Consider the following 16780-nt stretch of genomic DNA (forward strand, 5'->3'; position numbering starts at 1 on the left):
GCTTCAGCGTTTACATCGCCTTGCGCCGCCGTCCGCGCCACCACAGCAGCAGTGCCAGCAGCACCAGCACGCCGACGATGATGCCCGCGCGGGCCAGGCCGATCAGGTTCGAGGCAGGTCCGCCGTTGCGCAGGGTCGTCACCTGTTCCGCCGTCACCTTGACGTCGGGATTGCCGTACATCTTTTGCACGTAATTGCCCAGGGTGACGATCTGCTCGTCCGACAGCGTCTGGCGGAAGGCCGGCATCAGGTGTCCGGCAGCATGACTACCGTTGCGGTCCTGGCGCTCGACGCCGTCGAGAATGGCCATCACCAGGTTGTTGCTGTTGCCGCGGCCCGTCACCGAGTTGTGGAACAGCGGCGGCAGGCTGCCGTCGAAACTGCCCTCGCCCTTGGCCTGATGGCAGCTGGCGCACTGCGCATCGTACAGCTGCGCACCCGACATCTTGTTCAGGTTTTGCGGCAGCGGCACGCCGCGGATGCTGGCCAGCTCGTCGCCCGCCTTGCCCCATTGCGTCACCGGCTGCGTATCGGCCTTGTCGCGGATGGCCGGCACGCTCTTGATGTAGTGAGCGATGGCGTTCAGGTCCGCGTCGTTCAGGTGCTTCAGGCTATGGTCGATGGCTTCGGCCATCGGTCCCGCAGCTTGCGCCTTATTGGCCGCGCGGCCCGTGCGCAGGTAGCCGACCAGCTCCTGCTGGCTCCAGCCGCCCACGCCGCTGTTGACGTCCGAGGTGATGTTCGGCGCATACCAGGTGCCCAGGTCCGCGCCGCCCAGCTCCTTCGACAATTGCTCGGCCATCAGCGCATTGCGTGGCGTATGGCAGGTGGTGCAGTGGGCCAGGCCCTGGGCCAGGTAGGCGCCGCGGTTCCACTCCATGCTTTTCGCCGTATCGGCCACGAACGGTTTCTTGTCGAGGAAGAGCCAATTCCAGCCCGCCATCGACAGGCGGATATTGAACGGGAACGGCAAGTCCGTCTGTTGCGCCGGCGCCTTGTCCACCGCCGCCACGCCATGCATGAAATAGTCGTACAGCGCCGCCGTATCCTCGTCCGTCACCTTGGCGTAGGCCGTGTAGGGCATGGCCGGGTACAGGTTGGCGCCGTCGGCCCGCACGCCATGGCGCACGGCGTCGGAAAACTGCTTGAGCGTATAGTTGCCGATGCCGTGCGTGGTCGACGGCGTGATGTTGGTGGCAACGATGGCGCCCAGCGGCGTGGCCAGGGCCAGGCCGCCGGCCATCGGCTGACCACCGGGCACGCTGTGGCAGGCGATGCAGTCGCCGGCCATTGCCAGGTAGCGGCCACGTTCGATCGCCGCCGCATCGGGCACGGCCTTGTCGGCCGCCAGCACGGGCATGGCCGCGAGGGACAGCAGTGCGGCGCCCGCCGCCATTCTGAAGGTTGCCATCATGCTGTTCCTCCCTGTTGTTCGTCGAGGATGTGCTTGACGGTGCGCAGCGCCACGGCCAGGCCGTTTTCCGTCGAATTGCAGGTGCCGGACGTGGGCAGCACGCCGGTGCTGCACAGGAACAGGTTGGCGTGGTCGAAGGTGCGGCCCCACTGGTCGCACACGGCCTTGGCCGGGTCGGAACCCATCGACAGGGTGCCGCAGATGTGCTGGTTGTTGGCGAACACGCCTTCCTTGCTGTGGCGCAGATTGGTGCCGCCCATCAGCTTGGCGATCTGCTCGAAATCCTGCTTCGAGCGCTCGTGGCCACGCCGGGTGTACTCGTCGATCGCATAATGCGCCTGCGGCTTGGGGATGCCCATGGCATCTTTTTCGCTGCTCAGGGCGATGCGGTTTTCCGGGTTCGGCAGCACTTCCAGCACGTTCTTCAGGCTCATTTCGCGGGCCGAACGGAAACGCAGCTGCTGTTCGAACGCTTCACCGAACACCCCCTTGCCGATCAATTCCCTGGTGGCGCCATCGACGCGCGAGATGTTCGTGAAATCCAGGCGGTACGGCGAGTGCTGGCTGCGGAAATCGCCGTCGCGCATGGTGTTGATGGAGTTGGGGCTTTGCGGGCCGCGGCCCAGCCACAGGTCTTCATCGGCGTCGAAGGTGATCGAGGTGCTCGGGTGGTCCATCAGGTTGCGGCCCACCATGTCGCTGCTGTTGGCCAGGCCGTTCGGGTACTTGTCCGTGGCGGAAACGAGCAGCAAACGGGGGCTTTCGATGCCGTTGGCGGCCAGGATGAAGGTCTTGGCCGTGACCCGGTGGCTCTTTTTATCCACGTCGTAGTACAGCGCCGCCGTGATGCGGCCCTGCGCGTCGTGTTCCAGCTTGTAGACGTTGGCGTTGCAGACGATCTTGACGCCAGCGTCTTCCGCCTGCTGCGCGGCGATGCCGCCGTGGTATTGCGCGTCAATGGGGCAGATCGGCTGGCAGCTGTTGTTGCCGCAGCAGGCCGGGCGGCCATCGTAGCCGACGCTGTTGCGCGCCACCGTGTTGCCCACCACTTTGTACGACGGGTCGAGGCGTTCGCGGATGCGACGCATGGCGTACGGCTCCGTGACGGGGTCCATCGGGAAGGCCTGCTTGCGCGGCGAACCCGTGTTGTCAGCGCCGGACACGCCCATGATGTCTTCCGCTTCCTGGTAGAACGGCTCCAGGTCTTCGTAGCTGATGGGCCAGTCGACGCCCACGCCGTACAGGGTATGGATGCGGAAATCGTTCGGCACGTTGCGCCACGCCTGCGCGGCCCAGTGCCACGAGGTGCCGCCGAACTGGCGGATGTATTCGGCCGGGTACGGATACGGGCCGGCCTGCACCAGGTAGCCGTTGTCCTTCGGCTGGTAGATCGGGTGCGGCGCCGTGTCCACCGAGGGATACGGCGACATCCAGTCGCTGCGGCGCGTCGTGTTGCGGAAACGGGCGACGATTTCGCCGCGCGACACGCGCGGGCCCGCTTCCAGGATCAGCACCGAGGCGCCAGCCAGCGCGAGCTTGCGCGCGGCCAGCGAGCCGATGATGCCGGAGCCGATCACGAGGTAATCGGCGGAGAGTTCTTCAGCCATGATGGCTCCTCAAATTGGTTTTCTGGCCCAGCTGCCGTAGGCGCCATAGGAATACGTGGGAGGCTTCAGGACGTCGGCCACGACGGCCGCGTTGAGCGCCTGCTCATAGGCGACGCAAACTGCCGCCTCGCCCGTGCCGACGATGCCCAGGTACCAGGCGCTGGCGATCTGGCGCGGCAGGGCCGCCAGCGGCGCCTGGGCCGGGTCGAGTGCGTCGAGCGCTTCCTGCAGGCCGGCCGCCTGCAAGCCCTGCGCATTGATCAAGGCCAGCAGCGCGCGCACCTTGGCGGGGAAGGCGGCGTCCTGCGCCACCAGCGCGTCATACAGGCGTTTGGCCAGCGCCGGGTCGAGCACTTGCCGCCCGACCAGCATGGCCGACACGCCCAGGAAGGCGCCCTGCTCCGCATTGGCGACCGGTTCGGCCAATGCCCAGGGGATCAGCGCCGCGGCCGAAGCCGACAGCAGGCCGGCCAGCACCATGCGGCGGCCGGGGTTCAGAGGGCCGCGGCCCTCCTTATTGTGTATAGCGTCCAATTGAAGCTCCCGTGAGTTCAGCAACCGTTCAGAAAGAATGCTTGAGACCGACCATGACCACCGTCTGCCCGCCGTTCGACGACGGCGTGCCGTTTTGCGAATCGCCGACCGAGGCGACGGCATTGACGATGCCGCCGTCCTGGCCCAGGGTCTGGCCGCGCGCCAGCTGGCGCGCTTCGATCAGGTAGATCGCGGTGCGCTTCGACAGCGCATAATTCTGCTCGAACGACAGCTGGCGGTAGCGCGCGCGGTCCGACACGCCGTTGGCGTGGCTGGCGAAGGTGTCGCTGTAGCCGGCGGCCAGGAACCATTGCGGCGTCAGCTGGTAGCTCGAGATCAGGCCGGCCGTGTTGAAGATGGCCGTGTCGCGGAAGGCCGAGCGGCTGCCGGCCTGGTATTGCACGTTGCTGGCATTGGCGCCCACCATCCACTTGCCCATGGTGTAGCGCGCGCTGGCGGCGATGAACTCGATGCTGTCGGCCGAAGCGTAGCCCCGGTTGATGGCCGAGATGCCGAAGCTGCCCGAGGCGTTGTCGCTCCAGCCGGCGCCATTCTGGCCATTTTTCAGTTTCAGATAGCCGAGCGCGAATTCGGCCGGCGAGGTGCTGTACTTGACGGCCGCGCTGAAGCTGCTGCCCACGGCATTGCCGTCGGCCGCTTCGCCAAAACCGTATTGCGCACTGGCCTGCAGGCCGCGCCAGGCCGGCATGCTGTAGGTGACGGAATTGCTGATGCGCACGGTCGTATCGAGGCCGTCGATATCGCCCGGGTGGGCGCCGGTGGCGCCCGTCAAGACGTTGCTCGAGGCCAGCGAGCCTACCAGCAGGTAATACGGCGTGTACTGGCGGCCGGCCGTCAAGGTGCCGTAGGCGTTCGACTGCAAGCCCACATAGGCCTGGCGGTTGAACAGGGAGCTGGCGGAACTTTGTGCGCCCGTGTCGCTTTCAAAGCCGTTTTCCAGCAGGAACAGCGCCTTCAGGTCGCCGCCCAGGTCTTCCACGCCTTGGAAACCGATCTTGCTGGCGGACAAATTGCCGCTGCGCATATAGGTGTTCGACTTGCCGCCCTGGTTGCTCGCGTACGCGGTGGCCGCGTCCACGACGCCGTAGATGGTGACATTGCTTTGGGCGCAAACGTTTGCGCCGATCAGCGTGGTGACGGCCAGCGCCGCAGCGCGCATGCATGGTGTGTTCATTTTTTTCCTGATTTTCCTGTTTTATTGTATGCCCGACAAGTATTGCCGCCGTGACGACGACATACCGGCGCGGCGCCGCGTGCCGCCCCATCCACTGATGGGACGTCCGCTGTTCTTCTTGATTTGGATCAAGTGACGCAAATTATACGCCTATTTACTCACATGTAAGTGATTGACTGTAAGGCGTAGTCTTATAGCAAAACTTTCTTGTGTCTTATAGCAAAACCGGCAGGCGCGCGGGCGCAAGCCCGGCAGACTGCGGAAATACACGGAACAGGCATGGACAAAGCGGCGGCGGCGCGTGTCAAAAAACACGCGTCCGGCGGAGCATCAGGCAGGCGGAAAAGCGGGGGGAAACGGCAAGGTCAGCGCAGGATGGCGGGCGCCACCGGCAAGGTTTCGAGGGCGATGAAGGCTTCGAGGGTGCGGCGCATGTCTTCGAACACCTGCTTGCCGTAGGCCGCTTCCAGGTGGGCATATTGCAGGTCGATGAGTTTCCCCATCTGCAGCAGCAGGCTGGCGCCCGCTTCCGACAGGTGCACCTTGCGGCGGCGCTGGTCGCCTTCGAATTTGCTGCGCCCGATCAGGCCGATTTCTTCCATGCGCGCCAGGATGCCGCTCATGCTGGGACTGGAAATCTGGCAGATTTCGCACAGCTCGCGCGGCTCCAGGGTCGGGCTTTCGTTCAGCGCGCGCATGATGCGCCACTGCTGCTCCGTCACGCCGAAGTGATTGAGGATGGGGCGAAAATGCTGCAGCAGGCTGTCGCGGGCCTTCAGCAGCAGTTGCGGCATGTTCGGATAACGGATCGGTAGCTGCAAGCGGAACTCCCTGGATGGCCGGCAAATGAGGATCATTATACGGCCCGCCCGGCGCAAACGGCAGGCTGCCAATGATGTATTTTTCGCTACGTCCGCCCCGCCTCCCGCCCTTCTGCCTCCTCCTGCGCATGCCGCCGCACCGACCACAGCACGCCTGCGGTCAGCAAGAGCATGGCCGCCCATTCCAGCAGGCGCGGCATACGCTGCGCATAGACGAAGCCGTACAGCAGCGCGAACAGGGTCTCCGACAGGATCAGCTGCCCCGACAAGGTGACCGGCACCCGGCGCGACGCCAGGTTCCACAGGTAGTTGCCGATCACGGAAGCGCCCAGCGCCAGCAGCAGGCACACGAGCCAGTAGCGGGGCCAGTCGCGCGCCGGCGCCGCATCGCCTCCGACGGCCTGCTGCAGCGCCAGCACCACGGCGCCCACGACCAGCGCGATGGCGCCGCTGGCCAGGCCATACAGCATAGCCCACTCCACGGAGCTGACATGCGCATGGCGCTTGAGGAAGCGGGCATTGTCGAGCGCATACCAGGTCCAGCAGGGGAGCGCGCCAACGGCGCACAGCACGCCGGCCAGCTTGTGCGCCAGGCTGGCGCCGCCCGCGCCACCGTCGTGGCGGAAGATATCGACATTGATGCAGGCGATGCCCAGGGCCACCACCAGCAGCGGCCAGGCCAGGCGGCGCAGCGGCAGCGCGCCATGATCCTTGCGCCCGAAAATCGTCACGCTCAGGGGCAGCAAGCCGATGATCAGGGAAGTGGGCGCCACGCCGGCCAGCTTGACGCCATACGCCAGCAGCAGGTAGTACACGACGTTGCCGGCAAGCGCCTGGCGCAGCATGGCCAGCCAGTCGCCGCGCCGCAAGCGCCGCAGCAGGGGCAGGAGGCGCGGCAGCATCAGGCCGGCCGCCAGCGCGCCGTAACAGACGTAGCGGCCCGCCATCAGCTCGAGCGGAGAAAAGTCCGGCAACAGGACGGGCACAATGAAAACGGCGCCCCAGAAGGCGCCAGCCAGCACACCACATACGATCCCGCGCCACATGCCTGCTACTTTCACGTCGTCATTCAAGGGCGCCAGTATGGCATGCGCAGGAGACCGCCGTCAGTCCCTGGCTTTTCTCTGCTCGGGGATGAAGTGCTCGCGCACGGCCTTGGCCAGCAAGTCCGGCGGCAGCAAGCCCTGGCCCAGCAGGAAGTTGTTGAAGGCCAGGCGGTCGAACTTCTCGCCCAGCGCCAGCTCCGTTTCCGCGCGCAGCTGCAGAATGCGCGTGTAGCCATAGAAATAGCTGCCCGCCTGGCCCGGCATGTTGAAGGTGTAGCGGTCCAGCTCCTGGCGCGCCATCGCTTTCGACAGCATCACTTCGTCCGTCAGGATACGCCCCGCCTCTTCGCGCGTGACCTGCCCCAGGTTCAGCATCGGGTCGAGCATGGCGCGCGCCGCGCGCAGCATGCGGAACTGCAGCGCGATGAACTGGCCTTCGGCTGGCTCGTACGGGATCATCTCCGCTTCCGCGTACAGCGCCCAGCCTTCCACGTTGACGCTGTTGAACGCGTACAGGCTGCGCGCCTGCGACACGCCCCGCTCCACCATGGCGCTGAACTGCAGCTCGTGGCCAGGACGGCCTTCGTGTGCGCTCAGGGTCCATGCGGCGCCCGCGAAATTGAAATCGTCATACGCTTCGCCCTTGCCGCTGGCGGCCGGATTGCTGACGGGGAGCACGAACTGGCCATGCTCTCCCGTATTGCCGATCAGCGGAGGCGGACGCATATGCGGCGCCGGCTGGGCCGCCGATTCGGCGGCGGACGCCAGACGCATGGTCATGGCGCGCGCAGGGATATCGACCACGCGCTGCTGGGCGATGCGCTGTTCCAGCTGCGTATTGACGCCCTTGTAGTGCGCCTCGAGCTGCTCGTTCGGGATGGAATCGGTCTTCAGCGCGCGCAGCACCTGGCGGTAATCCGCGCCGTCGACGCCCTTCAGCGCCATTTTCGCCGCCACCACGGGCGCCAGCGCCTGCATGGCGGCGCGCGTTTCCAGGTAGGCCACCTGCGCCCGCTCGACCAGCGCGCGCGGTTCGATGTCGATGCCCACCTGTTTCAGGCGAAACGCATACAGCTCGGGCGCCATGCGGAAATCCGTGCGCGACAAGGGCAGCACCACCTGCTTTTCCCAGGCCGCATAGTCATTGAGCTGCTGCTCCATGGCGGCCAGCGCGCTTTCCGCGCCCGCGATCTGCATATCGGCGAACAGCTTGCGGATGCCGGCGATATACGTCGGCACGTTTTCCAGCGACTGCTCCACCTGCAGGCGCACGGGTCCGGCCAGGCCCGGCTTGCCGATTTTTTCCGTGAAGCGCGCCTTCGCCTGCGCCGTGATCGGCGTGCTGCCCGGGAACTGGCCCACATAGCGCTGCAGGCGTTCGAGCGCCTTGGCGCGGCGCGCGGCCGGACGCTGTTCCTGCAGCAGGCTTTGCATGCTGCCAAAGACCATTTGCGGCACATCGATCCACGGCAAGGCGTACTTGGCGTCCAGCTGGGTGCCGGCAACCTCTTGGTCGACGGCCTGCGTGAGGATTTGCAGATCCTGGCGCACGCGCTCATCTTTTTCCGTCGCCAGCTTTTGCTGCAATTGCGCGCGCGCCTTCCGCATGGCCGCCACCTGGCGCTCGGTGATGTTCGGCCCCAGGTCGGCGGCCAGGCCGTCGTACTGCGCCAGGCCCGTATCGGAAGCGTTTTCCGGCGAATACTGCGCCTGCGCCGCCAGCACGATGGCCGCGTTGCGGTTGCTGGCCTCGACCCAGGCCGATGGCGCGCTGGCCGCCGCCGGCGCGTTTGCCATGGCCGGCATGACAAACGCGGTGGCGAGCAAGGCGGCGAGTACGGTCTGATGCAATTTCGGAATGACGGACATCGGGGATTTCCTTCCTGAGGTGAGCGATGAGCGAAGCGACGAGTATCGGCCAGCCTTGCATGCCTGTCAATTCACTCCTTGCAGGGGCGGCAGGTTCCACGGCGAGACCACCTGGATGGCCGACAGCGACGCCGGCCGGGCCAGGGCCGGCAGCGCGCCCGTGGCGCCATCGATGCCGTGCCCTTCGCTCACTTCGACGACGCTCACGTGCCGGTGCCGTTCGCGCAACGCGCGGCGAAAGCCGATCTCGCGCTCCTCCTCGCCATGAAAGCGGTTGCTGCTCAGGGGCACCAGCACCTGCTGTTTTTTCTCGCGCTGCCCAGCCACTGGCCGATCAGGTAAGCGGCCGTCTCGCCCGCCGCGCGGTTATCCATGCCCACATAGCTGCGGCGCGTGGAACCTGGCAAGTCCGTCACGAGGGTCACCACGGGGATGCCTGCCGCCGCCAGCCGGTTCACCGCCTCGGCCACCGGCGCCACATCCGGCGCCTTGAGCAGCACGCCATGGCTGCCGTTCTTGCGGATGCGTTCCAGCAGGTCGACGATGCCGCCCACTTCCAGGGTTTCATGCAGGTGAAAGCGCGAGCGCAGCACGGCCGGATGCAAGGACGGCAGCTCAGCCTCCAGCGCGGCGCGCACGGCGTCCGTGAAGCGACGCGGCGCCACCATCAGCAGGTCGAGCATGAATTTTTTGCCGGACAGGCCCACCTGCGTGCTTTGCCGCGCCAGTTCATCGAGCGCCTGCATCACGCGGCGCACGGTATTGGCGTGCACGCCGCCGCGCTGCTTGATCACGCGGTCGACCGTGGCCGCGCTGACGCCAGCCTGCAGCGCCACGACCTTGACGGGAAAGGGATGCGTCATGCCGTGCTCCATTCCAGTTGATGGTTTTTTGATGGATTTTGTGATGAAAAATGCGGATTTTCATCCTTATACTGATTCTACAACCTAAGACCCAGGAGACAGCGCATGCCCACCACGAACGTCGGCGCAACGCCACCAGGCCCCTTCTGGCTCACGCCGGAAAACTGCGACCTGCAAGACTTCATCGCCACCGTCAGCCAACTTTTCGCGACTACTTCGCGCAGCATTGCGTGCGGCTGCCGCTGTCCACAGGCGACGCCGTCTTCTTCAACCCGGCCCTGTTCCACGCGGCCGGGCATAACCGCTCGCCCGACATCCGCCGCATGGCCAACCTGCTGCAAGCGTCGGCGCCGTTCGGACGCGCCATGGAAGCGCTGGACCGCCGCGCCATGAGCGTCGCGCTGTATCCCGCGCTGCAGACGCTGCGCGACCAGGGCGCCCTCGATGACGCCGGCGTCGGCCACGCGATTGCCGCCTGCGCCAAAGGCTATGCCTTCCCCAGCAACCTCGATCGCGACCAGCCCATCGATGGCATGGCGCCGCCTACGCCGCAGCAGATCATGCCGCAGGCAGTGGAACGGGACTGGCCGTTGGCGCGCTTGATCGACTCCCTGGACAGCCACGCCTGGCGCCAGCGCAGCGGGACGACACCGGGTTGAACGCCGCTTAGTACGCCAGCCCGTAACCGAACTTGTACAGCGGATGCGCCGTGTCATACGGCACGTCCGATTTCTGCACCTGCACTTCGGCCATCGACGAGGGCAGCTCGAACGGCAGCTTGCCTTGCGGCTTGGCCTTGCCCGTCAGGACATCGAACAGCGCGCCGTCGCTGACGCCGAAGTTGGCGAGGATGGCGCTGGCCTTGTCCTGCACGTTGCCGAGAATGGCCGGGCGGTCCAGGTACACGGTGACCACCGTCTTCGGCGCGTTCTTCGCCGCGTTCTTGATCGCCTCGTAGTCGGCATTGCCGTCCACGTAATCGAGGCGGCCCTCGTGCTGCATGCTGCCGAAGATGTAGTTCGGGTGCAGGGTTTCATACGGCGCGGCCACGCGCAGCAGGGCCACGTCCGCTTCCTGCGGCGTGGCCACCACCGTGTAGCCATACTGCTGCGCAACGGCCGCGTCGATGCCGTACAAATACACCTTCTTGACGCTGGCCGCCAGCGGCAAGACCTTCTCCTTGTTTTCCAGCAAGACCAGCGAGCGGCGCTGCGCCTCCAGGCCCGCCTCGATGAAGTCCGCCTTGCCTACCGTGGTCGCCGCCTTGGCCGCATCGACAAACGGATGCTCGAACAGGCCCTGCTTGAATTTCTGGATCAGGATGCGCCGCGCCGAAGCGTTGATGCGCGCTTCCGTCAGCTGGCCCCGTTGCACGGCTTGCGTCAGATAGGGCGCTTCCGTCACGCCGCCGAACTGGTCCATCCCCGCCGTCACGGCTTTCACGTACCGCTCGGCCTTGGTGGCGTCTTCCATGCCCCACGGCGTGCCGAAGCCGATGAAGGAAGGCGCCACGCCCGGCGCCGTGCCGTTGCGGCAGTTGGCGTCGCAGTCGGAGGTGATGCCCCAGTCGGACAGGATCACGCCCTCGAAGCCGTATTTGCCGCGCAGCAAATCCGTCAGCATGGTCTTGCTGAAACCGGCCGCCACCTGCTCCAGCGTGATGCCGGCTATGGTGATATTGCCATCCGGCAGAGCGTACGTCGGCATGATGGAAGCCGCCTTGGCCACGAACGCCCCTTCGAACGGCTTGACGTGATACGCGAAGTTGTTGCCCGGGTAGGTCATGTAGCGGCCATAGTAATTATGGCCATCGAAGCCCTCCTTCGTGGCGCCGTAGCCGACCCAGTGCTTGACGACGGCCACCACGCTGCCGTCATGCAAGCCCGTATTGCCGTCCTGGAAGCCTTCGATATACTGCTGCACCATGCGCTTGGCCAGGTCGGCGTCTTCGCCAAAGGTGCCGTTGATGCGCGACCAGCGCGGCTCGGTGGCGAGATCGGCCTGCGGCGACAGGGCTTGCGTGATGCCGACGGCCAGGTATTCCTGGCGCGCGATGTCGCCGAAGCGGCGCACCAGCGCGTCGTCGCCGATGGCGGCCAGGCCCAGGGTTTCCGGCCACTGCGAGAAGCCCTTGGTGCCGGCGCTGGCGCCCACCGTGTACTGGAAATGGTGGCGCGGGTCCGTGCTGATGGAGACGGGAATGCCATGGCGCGACGTTTCGCTCAGGGCCTGCACCTTGTTGTACTGGGACGCCATGTTGGCCGTGTCGCCCGCCATGCGCGTAATGAAGGTGTTCACGTACTGCTTGACGATCAGGTCCTGCAGGGCCGTCAAGTCATACGCGCCGCCCAGGCCGATGCCGGAAGGGTCGGACACGGTGGGCGCCGTGCCGTGCATCATCAGGCCCGCTTTTTCATCAAGGCTCATGCGCGACAGCAGATCGTCGGCGCGCGCCTCGGCCGACAGGCGCCAGTCTTCATACGGGTCGATCTTGCCGTTGCGGTTCATGTCCTTGAAGGTATAGCCGTCGACCTTCAGCTGGGTGTAGGTGGTGGCGCCGAACACGGGCTGCGTGTATTCCTCGCTGACGGTGTCGTTGCCGCAGGCGGCCAGGGCAAGCGTGGCGATGCAGCCGGCGACCACGCGGGCCATCGGTTTCAATGTGCAATTCATCATTATCTCCAAGACTGTTTTTGTAGGTATCAAGGCGCGGCAGCAAGGCCGGCCGAAAACAATATAGCGTGAGAATGCGTGAGTTTCTTGACCGCGCAGCACGCGTTTTATACCCGCGAGAACAATTTTTGGTTAGATGGCACAACAACCAACAATCTCCTACAAAGTGCTAATATTTGTGAAAAATTACTACAACAAGCAGGAGGCAGCCTTGCACAAACCCGACACGCGCACGGTTTCGAACCGGATCGCGCAGCAATGCGCGCGCGCCATGCAGGCCGACGGGCACGACCCCGCCGACTTTTTCCGCCACACGGGCATCACGCCGGCGCAGCTCACGGAACCAGGCGGGCGCATCAACGCCGAGCGGCACCGCCGCATGACGGCCTACGCGCAGCAGCTGCCGCAGCACCGGGCCATACTCGACCTCGACGTGACGCACTGGTTCGCGCATTACTCGGGCATCGCCCACGTCTGCTTCAACCGCCCTACCCTGCGCAGCGCGCTGCACGAGCTGCTGCATTTGCGGGGCCTGATCGGCGAATTCGACTTCATGCTGATGAGCGAAAACGGCACGCGCATCGAGATCGAATACCTGTCCGAGTTTTGCCCGGCGGGCGGCGCCATGCAGGCGCTGGCCAATTTCCGCATGCTGTCGCTGGTGGCGCGCGCCTACGACGCCGGCGCGCCCACCGCCTTCCACGCCGGCTTCCAGGGCAAGGCGCCGTGGTTCGCGCCGGCCATTGCCGAGTGCTTCGGCGCCGCCGCCACGTTCGGCCAGGCGCGCAATACGCTGACGTTTGACGCGCCCGCGCTGGACCGGCCCTTCGCCCAGTTCAACGCCATGCTGGCGCCGCACGCGCTGCGCCACGCGCAGGGCCAATTGCAGCAGCTGCAGGGCGCGCAGCTGTTTTCGGCCCGCGTGGAGCAGGCCATCATCGATTTGCTGGCCCAGCAAGGCGCGCGAGACGCCGACGGCGCCGCGCTGCTGCCGGCCCTGTGCGACGGCCTGGCGATGAACCGCTGGACCTTGCAGCGCCAGCTGCAGCAGGAACGGACCTCGTTCCGCGCGCTGGAACTGCGCGCCAAGAGCCGCGAATCGCGCCGGCTGCTGCGCGAAACGACCCTGAGCGTGGTGGAAATCGGCGAGCGCCTGGGTTTTTCCTCGCAAAGCGCATTCACCCGCTTCTTCAAGACCCAGTTCGAGCTGCCGCCGGCGCGCTACCGGAGCGATGCGGCCGGACTCTAGGCAGGCAGAACCATCATGCGGCGGCGGAAGGCGGGCGACGCGCAGCATTGACTATTGAATAATTTTTACGCATAGTGTCACACCCTGCCTTGCACTCCCCCTCGAATATGCCCATCAGCCTGCGCCCCGTCACCGTCGACAACTTCGACCTCATCAGCGAATTGCCCTTGTTGCCCCAGCAACGCGACTATCTGGCCAGCAACGACTATTCCATCGCGCAAGCGAGTTTCCATCCCGCCACTATGCATACGCGCGCCGTGTATGGCGATGAGGAGGTCATCGGTTTCCTGATGTTCGTCTCGCCCGACGCCGACGATCCGCCCGGCCACTACCAGATTTGGCGTTTCATGATCGATCACCGGCGCCAGGGGCAAGGCCATGGCCGCGCCGCCCTGGCCCTGGCGCTGGCGGAAATCCGCGCCCGCCCCGACGCGCGCAGCATCGAAATCTGCTACAAGCCCGGTAATGCCAACGCCAAACAATTCTATGCCAGCATGGGTTTCGTGGAAAAAGGCATGGATGCCGATGGCTGCGACATGCTGGCCGTGATCCAGCTCGGCGCAGCCTGACTGGGCATGGCGGGCAGGACTGGCCAAACTACGCTAAGCTGCTTCGGCCCCAACACTACACAAGGACCACCATGACCCTGATCGTCGTCGCCACCATCGATGCCCAAGCCGACCATATCGACGCCGTGCGCGCCGCACTGAAAGCCGTCGTACCGCCCAGCCGCAAGGAAAGCGGCTGCCTGCGCTACGAACTGCACCTCGACAACCAGATTCCCACGCGTTTCATCATGCTGGAAGAATGGACCGACAAGGCGGCCCTGACGGCGCACTACGCGACGCCCCACTTCCTGGCCCTGGTGGCCGCCGCTGACGGCAAGGCCGTCAAGATCGACGTGGCGGAATTGAGCAAGCTGAAATAGCGGCAAACGCGCGGCCATCTTGGCAAGTTGCCATCTATAATGTGGCAACTTTTCTTTATGGCCATCATGACATCCTTTTCCACACTACGCGGCGCCGCAGCCGCAGCCGCCTTGACTCTCTGCGCCGGCGCCGCGGCGCAAGCGCCCATGCCCAACCTTGTGGGCGAATACAAGCTGCTCTCGTCGACGACCGTGCCGCCCAGCAACTGGGGTTATTCCAAGGCCCGTGTTTCCATCAAGCAGCTCGATGACCATCACCTGCTGATCCTGCTCGCCTGCGAGTGGAAGCGCGAACCGAAGGCCGTCTGCGGCGACTATTTCTATGCCCAGTGGCGCGACGACGGCCTGTATCTGCAGGACATGAACACCTTCGCCATGCGCCTGTACTTCGATCCCGCCGCGCGCAAGCTCACCATCATTTCGCGCGGTGCCGACGCCAAGCAAAGCGTGCGGCACGAAGTGTTCAGCGCCACGACCGCGCCGCTGGTCGATACCGCCCTCGTGCGGCGCATGAAGCGCGAGCAATCGAATGCCGACAGCAAGGAAAACCGGCGCGTGTTCGGGCCCTACACCAAATGGGACTACCAGGAAAACCGCATCGAATTCCAGCGTCAGGGCGTGACGGCACCGTGATGGCGTGACTGGTCCAGCCCCTGCGGCGGCGCTGCTGCCCCACTTCGTGCAGAATGGCCGACCTGAAACCGGGCAGCTATGCCGACGGCAAGGCGCCGTTCCCCTTGACTGCGCGGCATCTGACCCTGCTGCTGCGGCAGCAGTCGTGGATGCCGCTGGAAATGCTGGGCATGGAGGCGGAAGACTATTTGGCCGAAGGCTCGGCCCACCCCGAACGTCGACGGCAAGCGGCCGTATGGCGACTTCACGAATTACCCCGTGGACATGGCGCAGGCGCTGGGCCTGCCCGTGCCCCAGCAAGCGAACGGCAGCCTGGCCATCACGCCCGCGCTGCAAGTGTTCGTGCGGGAAGTGCTCTTGCGGCGCACTACCCTGTAAGCGCACCCCGGGCTTCCAGGCGTTACAGGGAATCGAGCCGGGCCAGCATCGTGGCCGCCTGCTGCCGGAAGGCGGCGATCGCGGCCTCATCCATCTTCTCCAGCTGGCGATACGCCATGCCGATGCGGGGATTGCGTTCCAGTGTGTCCGCATTGCGATGGAAAAAATCCCAGTACAGGGCATTGAAGGGACAGGCGTTCTCGCCGATGCGCGCCTTTTTATCGTAATGGCAGCCTTTGCAATAATCGCCCATTCGGTCGATATACGCGGCGCTGGAGACATACGGCTTGGTGGCCAGCAAGCCGCCGTCGGCGAACTGGCTCATGCCCACCGTGTTGGGCAGCTCCACCCACTCGAAGGCATCGATATACACGCCCAGGTACCAGCCATGCACCTGGGCCGGGTCGAGGCCGGCCAACAAGGCGAAATTGCCGATCACCATCAGGCGCTGGATGTGGTGCGCATGCGCCTGTTCCAGCGACTGGGTGATCGCCTGCGACAGGCAATGCATCTTCGTCTTGCCATCCCAGAACCAGGACGGCAGCGGGCGCGCATGGCCGAAAAAATTCTTTTCCGCATAACCGGGCATATGCGCCCAGTAGACGCCGCGCACATATTCGCGCCATCCGAGGATCTGGCGGATGAAACCCTCGACCGCGGCCAGCGGCGCATGGCCGGCGTGATACGCGGCCTGCGCCCTGTCGACCACTTCGCGCGGGTTGAGCATCTTGACGTTCAGCGCGAACGACAGCAGGGAATGAAACAGGCGCCAGGCCTTGACGCTCATCGCATCCTGGAAATCGCCGAAATGCGGCAAGGCCCGCTCGATGAAGGCGTCGAGCTGCCGCAGCGCCTCGTCCCGGTTCAGCGCCCACGGCAGCCGGTCGGCATGCGGCGCGCCAAAGCTCTTCACGCCTGCGGCGACGATGCTTTGCCATAACAGGGAATGGTCATGCACGGTGCGCGGATCCTGTGGCTCGGCGGGCGTGCCGCGCCAGGGCTTGCGATTGTCGTGGTCGAAGTTCCACTGACCGCCCACGGGTTTTTTCGCGTCTTCCATCAGCACCTGGTGGGCGCCGCGCATCTGGCGGTAGAAGAACTCCATCAGCCACTGCTTGCGGCCGGCGAAGATATCGGCCGCCTCGTGGCGGGCCGTATAGAAATGCTCGCTGTCGACCATCAGCCATGGCATGCGCGAGCGTCGCCCGGCCTGGTACAGCTGCTGGTCGAGGCGCCACTCGTCGGGCGCCTGGTATTCGAAGGCGCCGGCGTCATAATGGCGAATCAGCGCTTCGATATTCTCCGGTATCGAGCGCGTGCTGTCCGCGTCGTCGATGGCGATGTAGTGCATGGTGTGGCCGCGCTGGCGCAACTGGCGCGCCAGCGCGCGCATGGCGGCGAAGATCGCCAGGATTTTCTGCGCATGATGCAGCACATAATCGGTTTCTTGCCGCACTTCCATCAAGACATAGATGGTGGCGTCATCGACTTCGGTGAACCAGCGATGCTGCGCGTTGAGCTGGTCGCCGAGTATCAGGCGCAGGGTGGGCTTGCGTGAGGTCATGATTGT

General features: G+C 65.2%; 16 protein-coding genes. 5 read left to right on the top strand and 11 right to left on the bottom strand.

Annotation, left to right across the window (positions count from 1 at the left end; translation table 11 throughout):
• Positions 1-10: 10 nt before the first annotated feature.
• The 9 genes from GCN78_RS20885 to GCN78_RS20920 all read right to left on the bottom strand — a co-directional run bounded on the left by GCN78_RS20885 (position 11) and on the right by GCN78_RS20920 (position 9349).
• Positions 11-1414: a cytochrome c gene (locus GCN78_RS20885; protein ID WP_152253406.1), complete on the bottom strand. Its 1404-nt coding sequence runs from the start codon at positions 1412-1414 to the stop codon at positions 11-13.
• A complete protein-coding gene (locus GCN78_RS20890; RefSeq protein WP_152253407.1) occupies positions 1411-3021 on the bottom strand; it encodes a GMC family oxidoreductase in 1611 nt (536 codons plus the stop codon). Before GCN78_RS20890 ends, GCN78_RS20885 begins: the two co-directional genes overlap by 4 nt.
• Positions 3022-3030: 9 nt before the next feature.
• Positions 3031-3555, bottom strand: a complete 525-nt coding sequence (locus GCN78_RS20895; RefSeq protein WP_226939755.1) for a sorbitol dehydrogenase family protein — start codon at positions 3553-3555, stop codon at positions 3031-3033.
• A 28-nt stretch (positions 3556-3583) separates the two neighbouring features.
• Positions 3584-4750 (bottom strand): porin, encoded by a 1167-nt coding sequence (locus GCN78_RS20900; RefSeq protein ID WP_413465223.1) that lies wholly within the window; start codon positions 4748-4750, stop codon positions 3584-3586.
• A 365-nt stretch (positions 4751-5115) separates the two neighbouring features.
• Positions 5116-5571, bottom strand: coding sequence for a homoprotocatechuate degradation operon regulator HpaR (hpaR, locus tag GCN78_RS20905; protein WP_226939756.1), 456 nt, complete (start codon positions 5569-5571; stop codon positions 5116-5118).
• Between the two features lie 86 nt (positions 5572-5657).
• Positions 5658-6617: a DMT family transporter gene (locus GCN78_RS20910; protein ID WP_152253408.1), complete on the bottom strand. Its 960-nt coding sequence runs from the start codon at positions 6615-6617 to the stop codon at positions 5658-5660.
• Between the two features lie 60 nt (positions 6618-6677).
• Complete coding sequence (locus GCN78_RS20915; RefSeq protein WP_152253409.1) at positions 6678-8486, bottom strand: DUF885 domain-containing protein; 1809 nt, start codon at positions 8484-8486, stop codon at positions 6678-6680.
• A 66-nt stretch (positions 8487-8552) separates the two neighbouring features.
• Positions 8553-8777: a type 1 periplasmic-binding domain-containing protein gene (locus GCN78_RS29770; protein WP_226939757.1), complete on the bottom strand. Its 225-nt coding sequence runs from the start codon at positions 8775-8777 to the stop codon at positions 8553-8555.
• Positions 8768-9349 (bottom strand): LacI family DNA-binding transcriptional regulator, encoded by a 582-nt coding sequence (locus GCN78_RS20920; protein ID WP_226939758.1) that lies wholly within the window; start codon positions 9347-9349, stop codon positions 8768-8770. Before GCN78_RS20920 ends, GCN78_RS29770 begins: the two co-directional genes overlap by 10 nt.
• A 50-nt stretch (positions 9350-9399) precedes the next feature.
• On the opposite strand from GCN78_RS20920, the gene GCN78_RS20925 reads away from it, so the two are divergent.
• Positions 9400-10008 carry a phytanoyl-CoA dioxygenase family protein gene (locus GCN78_RS20925; protein WP_152253410.1) on the top strand — a complete coding sequence of 203 codons (609 nt, stop codon included), beginning with the start codon at positions 9400-9402 and terminating at the stop codon, positions 10006-10008.
• 7 nt (positions 10009-10015) lie between these two features.
• On the opposite strand, the gene GCN78_RS20930 is transcribed toward GCN78_RS20925, so the two are convergent.
• Entirely contained in the window at positions 10016-12025 is a 2010-nt protein-coding gene (locus GCN78_RS20930; protein ID WP_152253411.1) for a glycoside hydrolase family 3 protein, read from the bottom strand.
• Between the two features lie 208 nt (positions 12026-12233).
• Here GCN78_RS20930 and GCN78_RS20935 point away from each other — a divergent pair, with 208 nt between their 5' ends.
• The 4 genes from GCN78_RS20935 to GCN78_RS20950 all read left to right on the top strand — a co-directional run bounded on the left by GCN78_RS20935 (position 12234) and on the right by GCN78_RS20950 (position 14832).
• Positions 12234-13271, top strand: a complete 1038-nt coding sequence (locus GCN78_RS20935) for a helix-turn-helix transcriptional regulator (protein WP_193316813.1) — start codon at positions 12234-12236, stop codon at positions 13269-13271.
• Positions 13272-13378: 107 nt separating this feature from the next.
• Entirely contained in the window at positions 13379-13840 is a 462-nt protein-coding gene (locus GCN78_RS20940) for a GNAT family N-acetyltransferase (RefSeq protein ID WP_152253413.1), read from the top strand.
• A gap of 71 nt (positions 13841-13911) precedes the next feature.
• Entirely contained in the window at positions 13912-14199 is a 288-nt protein-coding gene (locus tag GCN78_RS20945) for a putative quinol monooxygenase (protein WP_152253414.1), read from the top strand.
• Positions 14200-14346: 147 nt separating this feature from the next.
• Complete coding sequence (locus GCN78_RS20950; protein WP_226939759.1) at positions 14347-14832, top strand: hypothetical protein; 486 nt, start codon at positions 14347-14349, stop codon at positions 14830-14832.
• 400 nt (positions 14833-15232) lie between these two features.
• Here GCN78_RS20950 and GCN78_RS20955 read toward each other — a convergent pair whose 3' ends face one another.
• Entirely contained in the window at positions 15233-16774 is a 1542-nt protein-coding gene (locus GCN78_RS20955; RefSeq protein ID WP_152253416.1) for a cryptochrome/photolyase family protein, read from the bottom strand.
• Between the last annotated feature and the right edge of the window lie 6 nt (positions 16775-16780).

Origin of the sequence: Janthinobacterium rivuli (assembly GCF_009208735.1) — a bacterium.
Lineage (GTDB): Bacteria > Pseudomonadota > Gammaproteobacteria > Burkholderiales > Burkholderiaceae_D > Janthinobacterium.

Coding starts and splice junctions, on each gene's coding strand:
- GCN78_RS20930 (WP_152253411.1), bottom strand. CDS start 12,025: ATGATGAATTGCACATTGAAACCGATGGCCCGCGTGGTCGCCGGCTGC.
- GCN78_RS20955 (WP_152253416.1), bottom strand. CDS start 16,774: ATGACCTCACGCAAGCCCACCCTGCGCCTGATACTCGGCGACCAGCTC.
- GCN78_RS20925 (WP_152253410.1), top strand. CDS start 9,400: ATGCGGATTTTCATCCTTATACTGATTCTACAACCTAAGACCCAGGAG.
- GCN78_RS20940 (WP_152253413.1), top strand. CDS start 13,379: ATGCCCATCAGCCTGCGCCCCGTCACCGTCGACAACTTCGACCTCATC.
- GCN78_RS20950 (WP_226939759.1), top strand. CDS start 14,347: ATGCCCAACCTTGTGGGCGAATACAAGCTGCTCTCGTCGACGACCGTG.
- GCN78_RS20920 (WP_226939758.1), bottom strand. CDS start 9,349: ATGACGCATCCCTTTCCCGTCAAGGTCGTGGCGCTGCAGGCTGGCGTC.
- GCN78_RS20945 (WP_152253414.1), top strand. CDS start 13,912: ATGACCCTGATCGTCGTCGCCACCATCGATGCCCAAGCCGACCATATC.
- GCN78_RS20885 (WP_152253406.1), bottom strand. CDS start 1,414: ATGATGGCAACCTTCAGAATGGCGGCGGGCGCCGCACTGCTGTCCCTC.
- GCN78_RS20910 (WP_152253408.1), bottom strand. CDS start 6,617: ATGTGGCGCGGGATCGTATGTGGTGTGCTGGCTGGCGCCTTCTGGGGC.
- GCN78_RS20890 (WP_152253407.1), bottom strand. CDS start 3,021: ATGGCTGAAGAACTCTCCGCCGATTACCTCGTGATCGGCTCCGGCATC.
- GCN78_RS20915 (WP_152253409.1), bottom strand. CDS start 8,486: ATGTCCGTCATTCCGAAATTGCATCAGACCGTACTCGCCGCCTTGCTC.
- GCN78_RS20900 (WP_413465223.1), bottom strand. CDS start 4,750: ATGAACACACCATGCATGCGCGCTGCGGCGCTGGCCGTCACCACGCTG.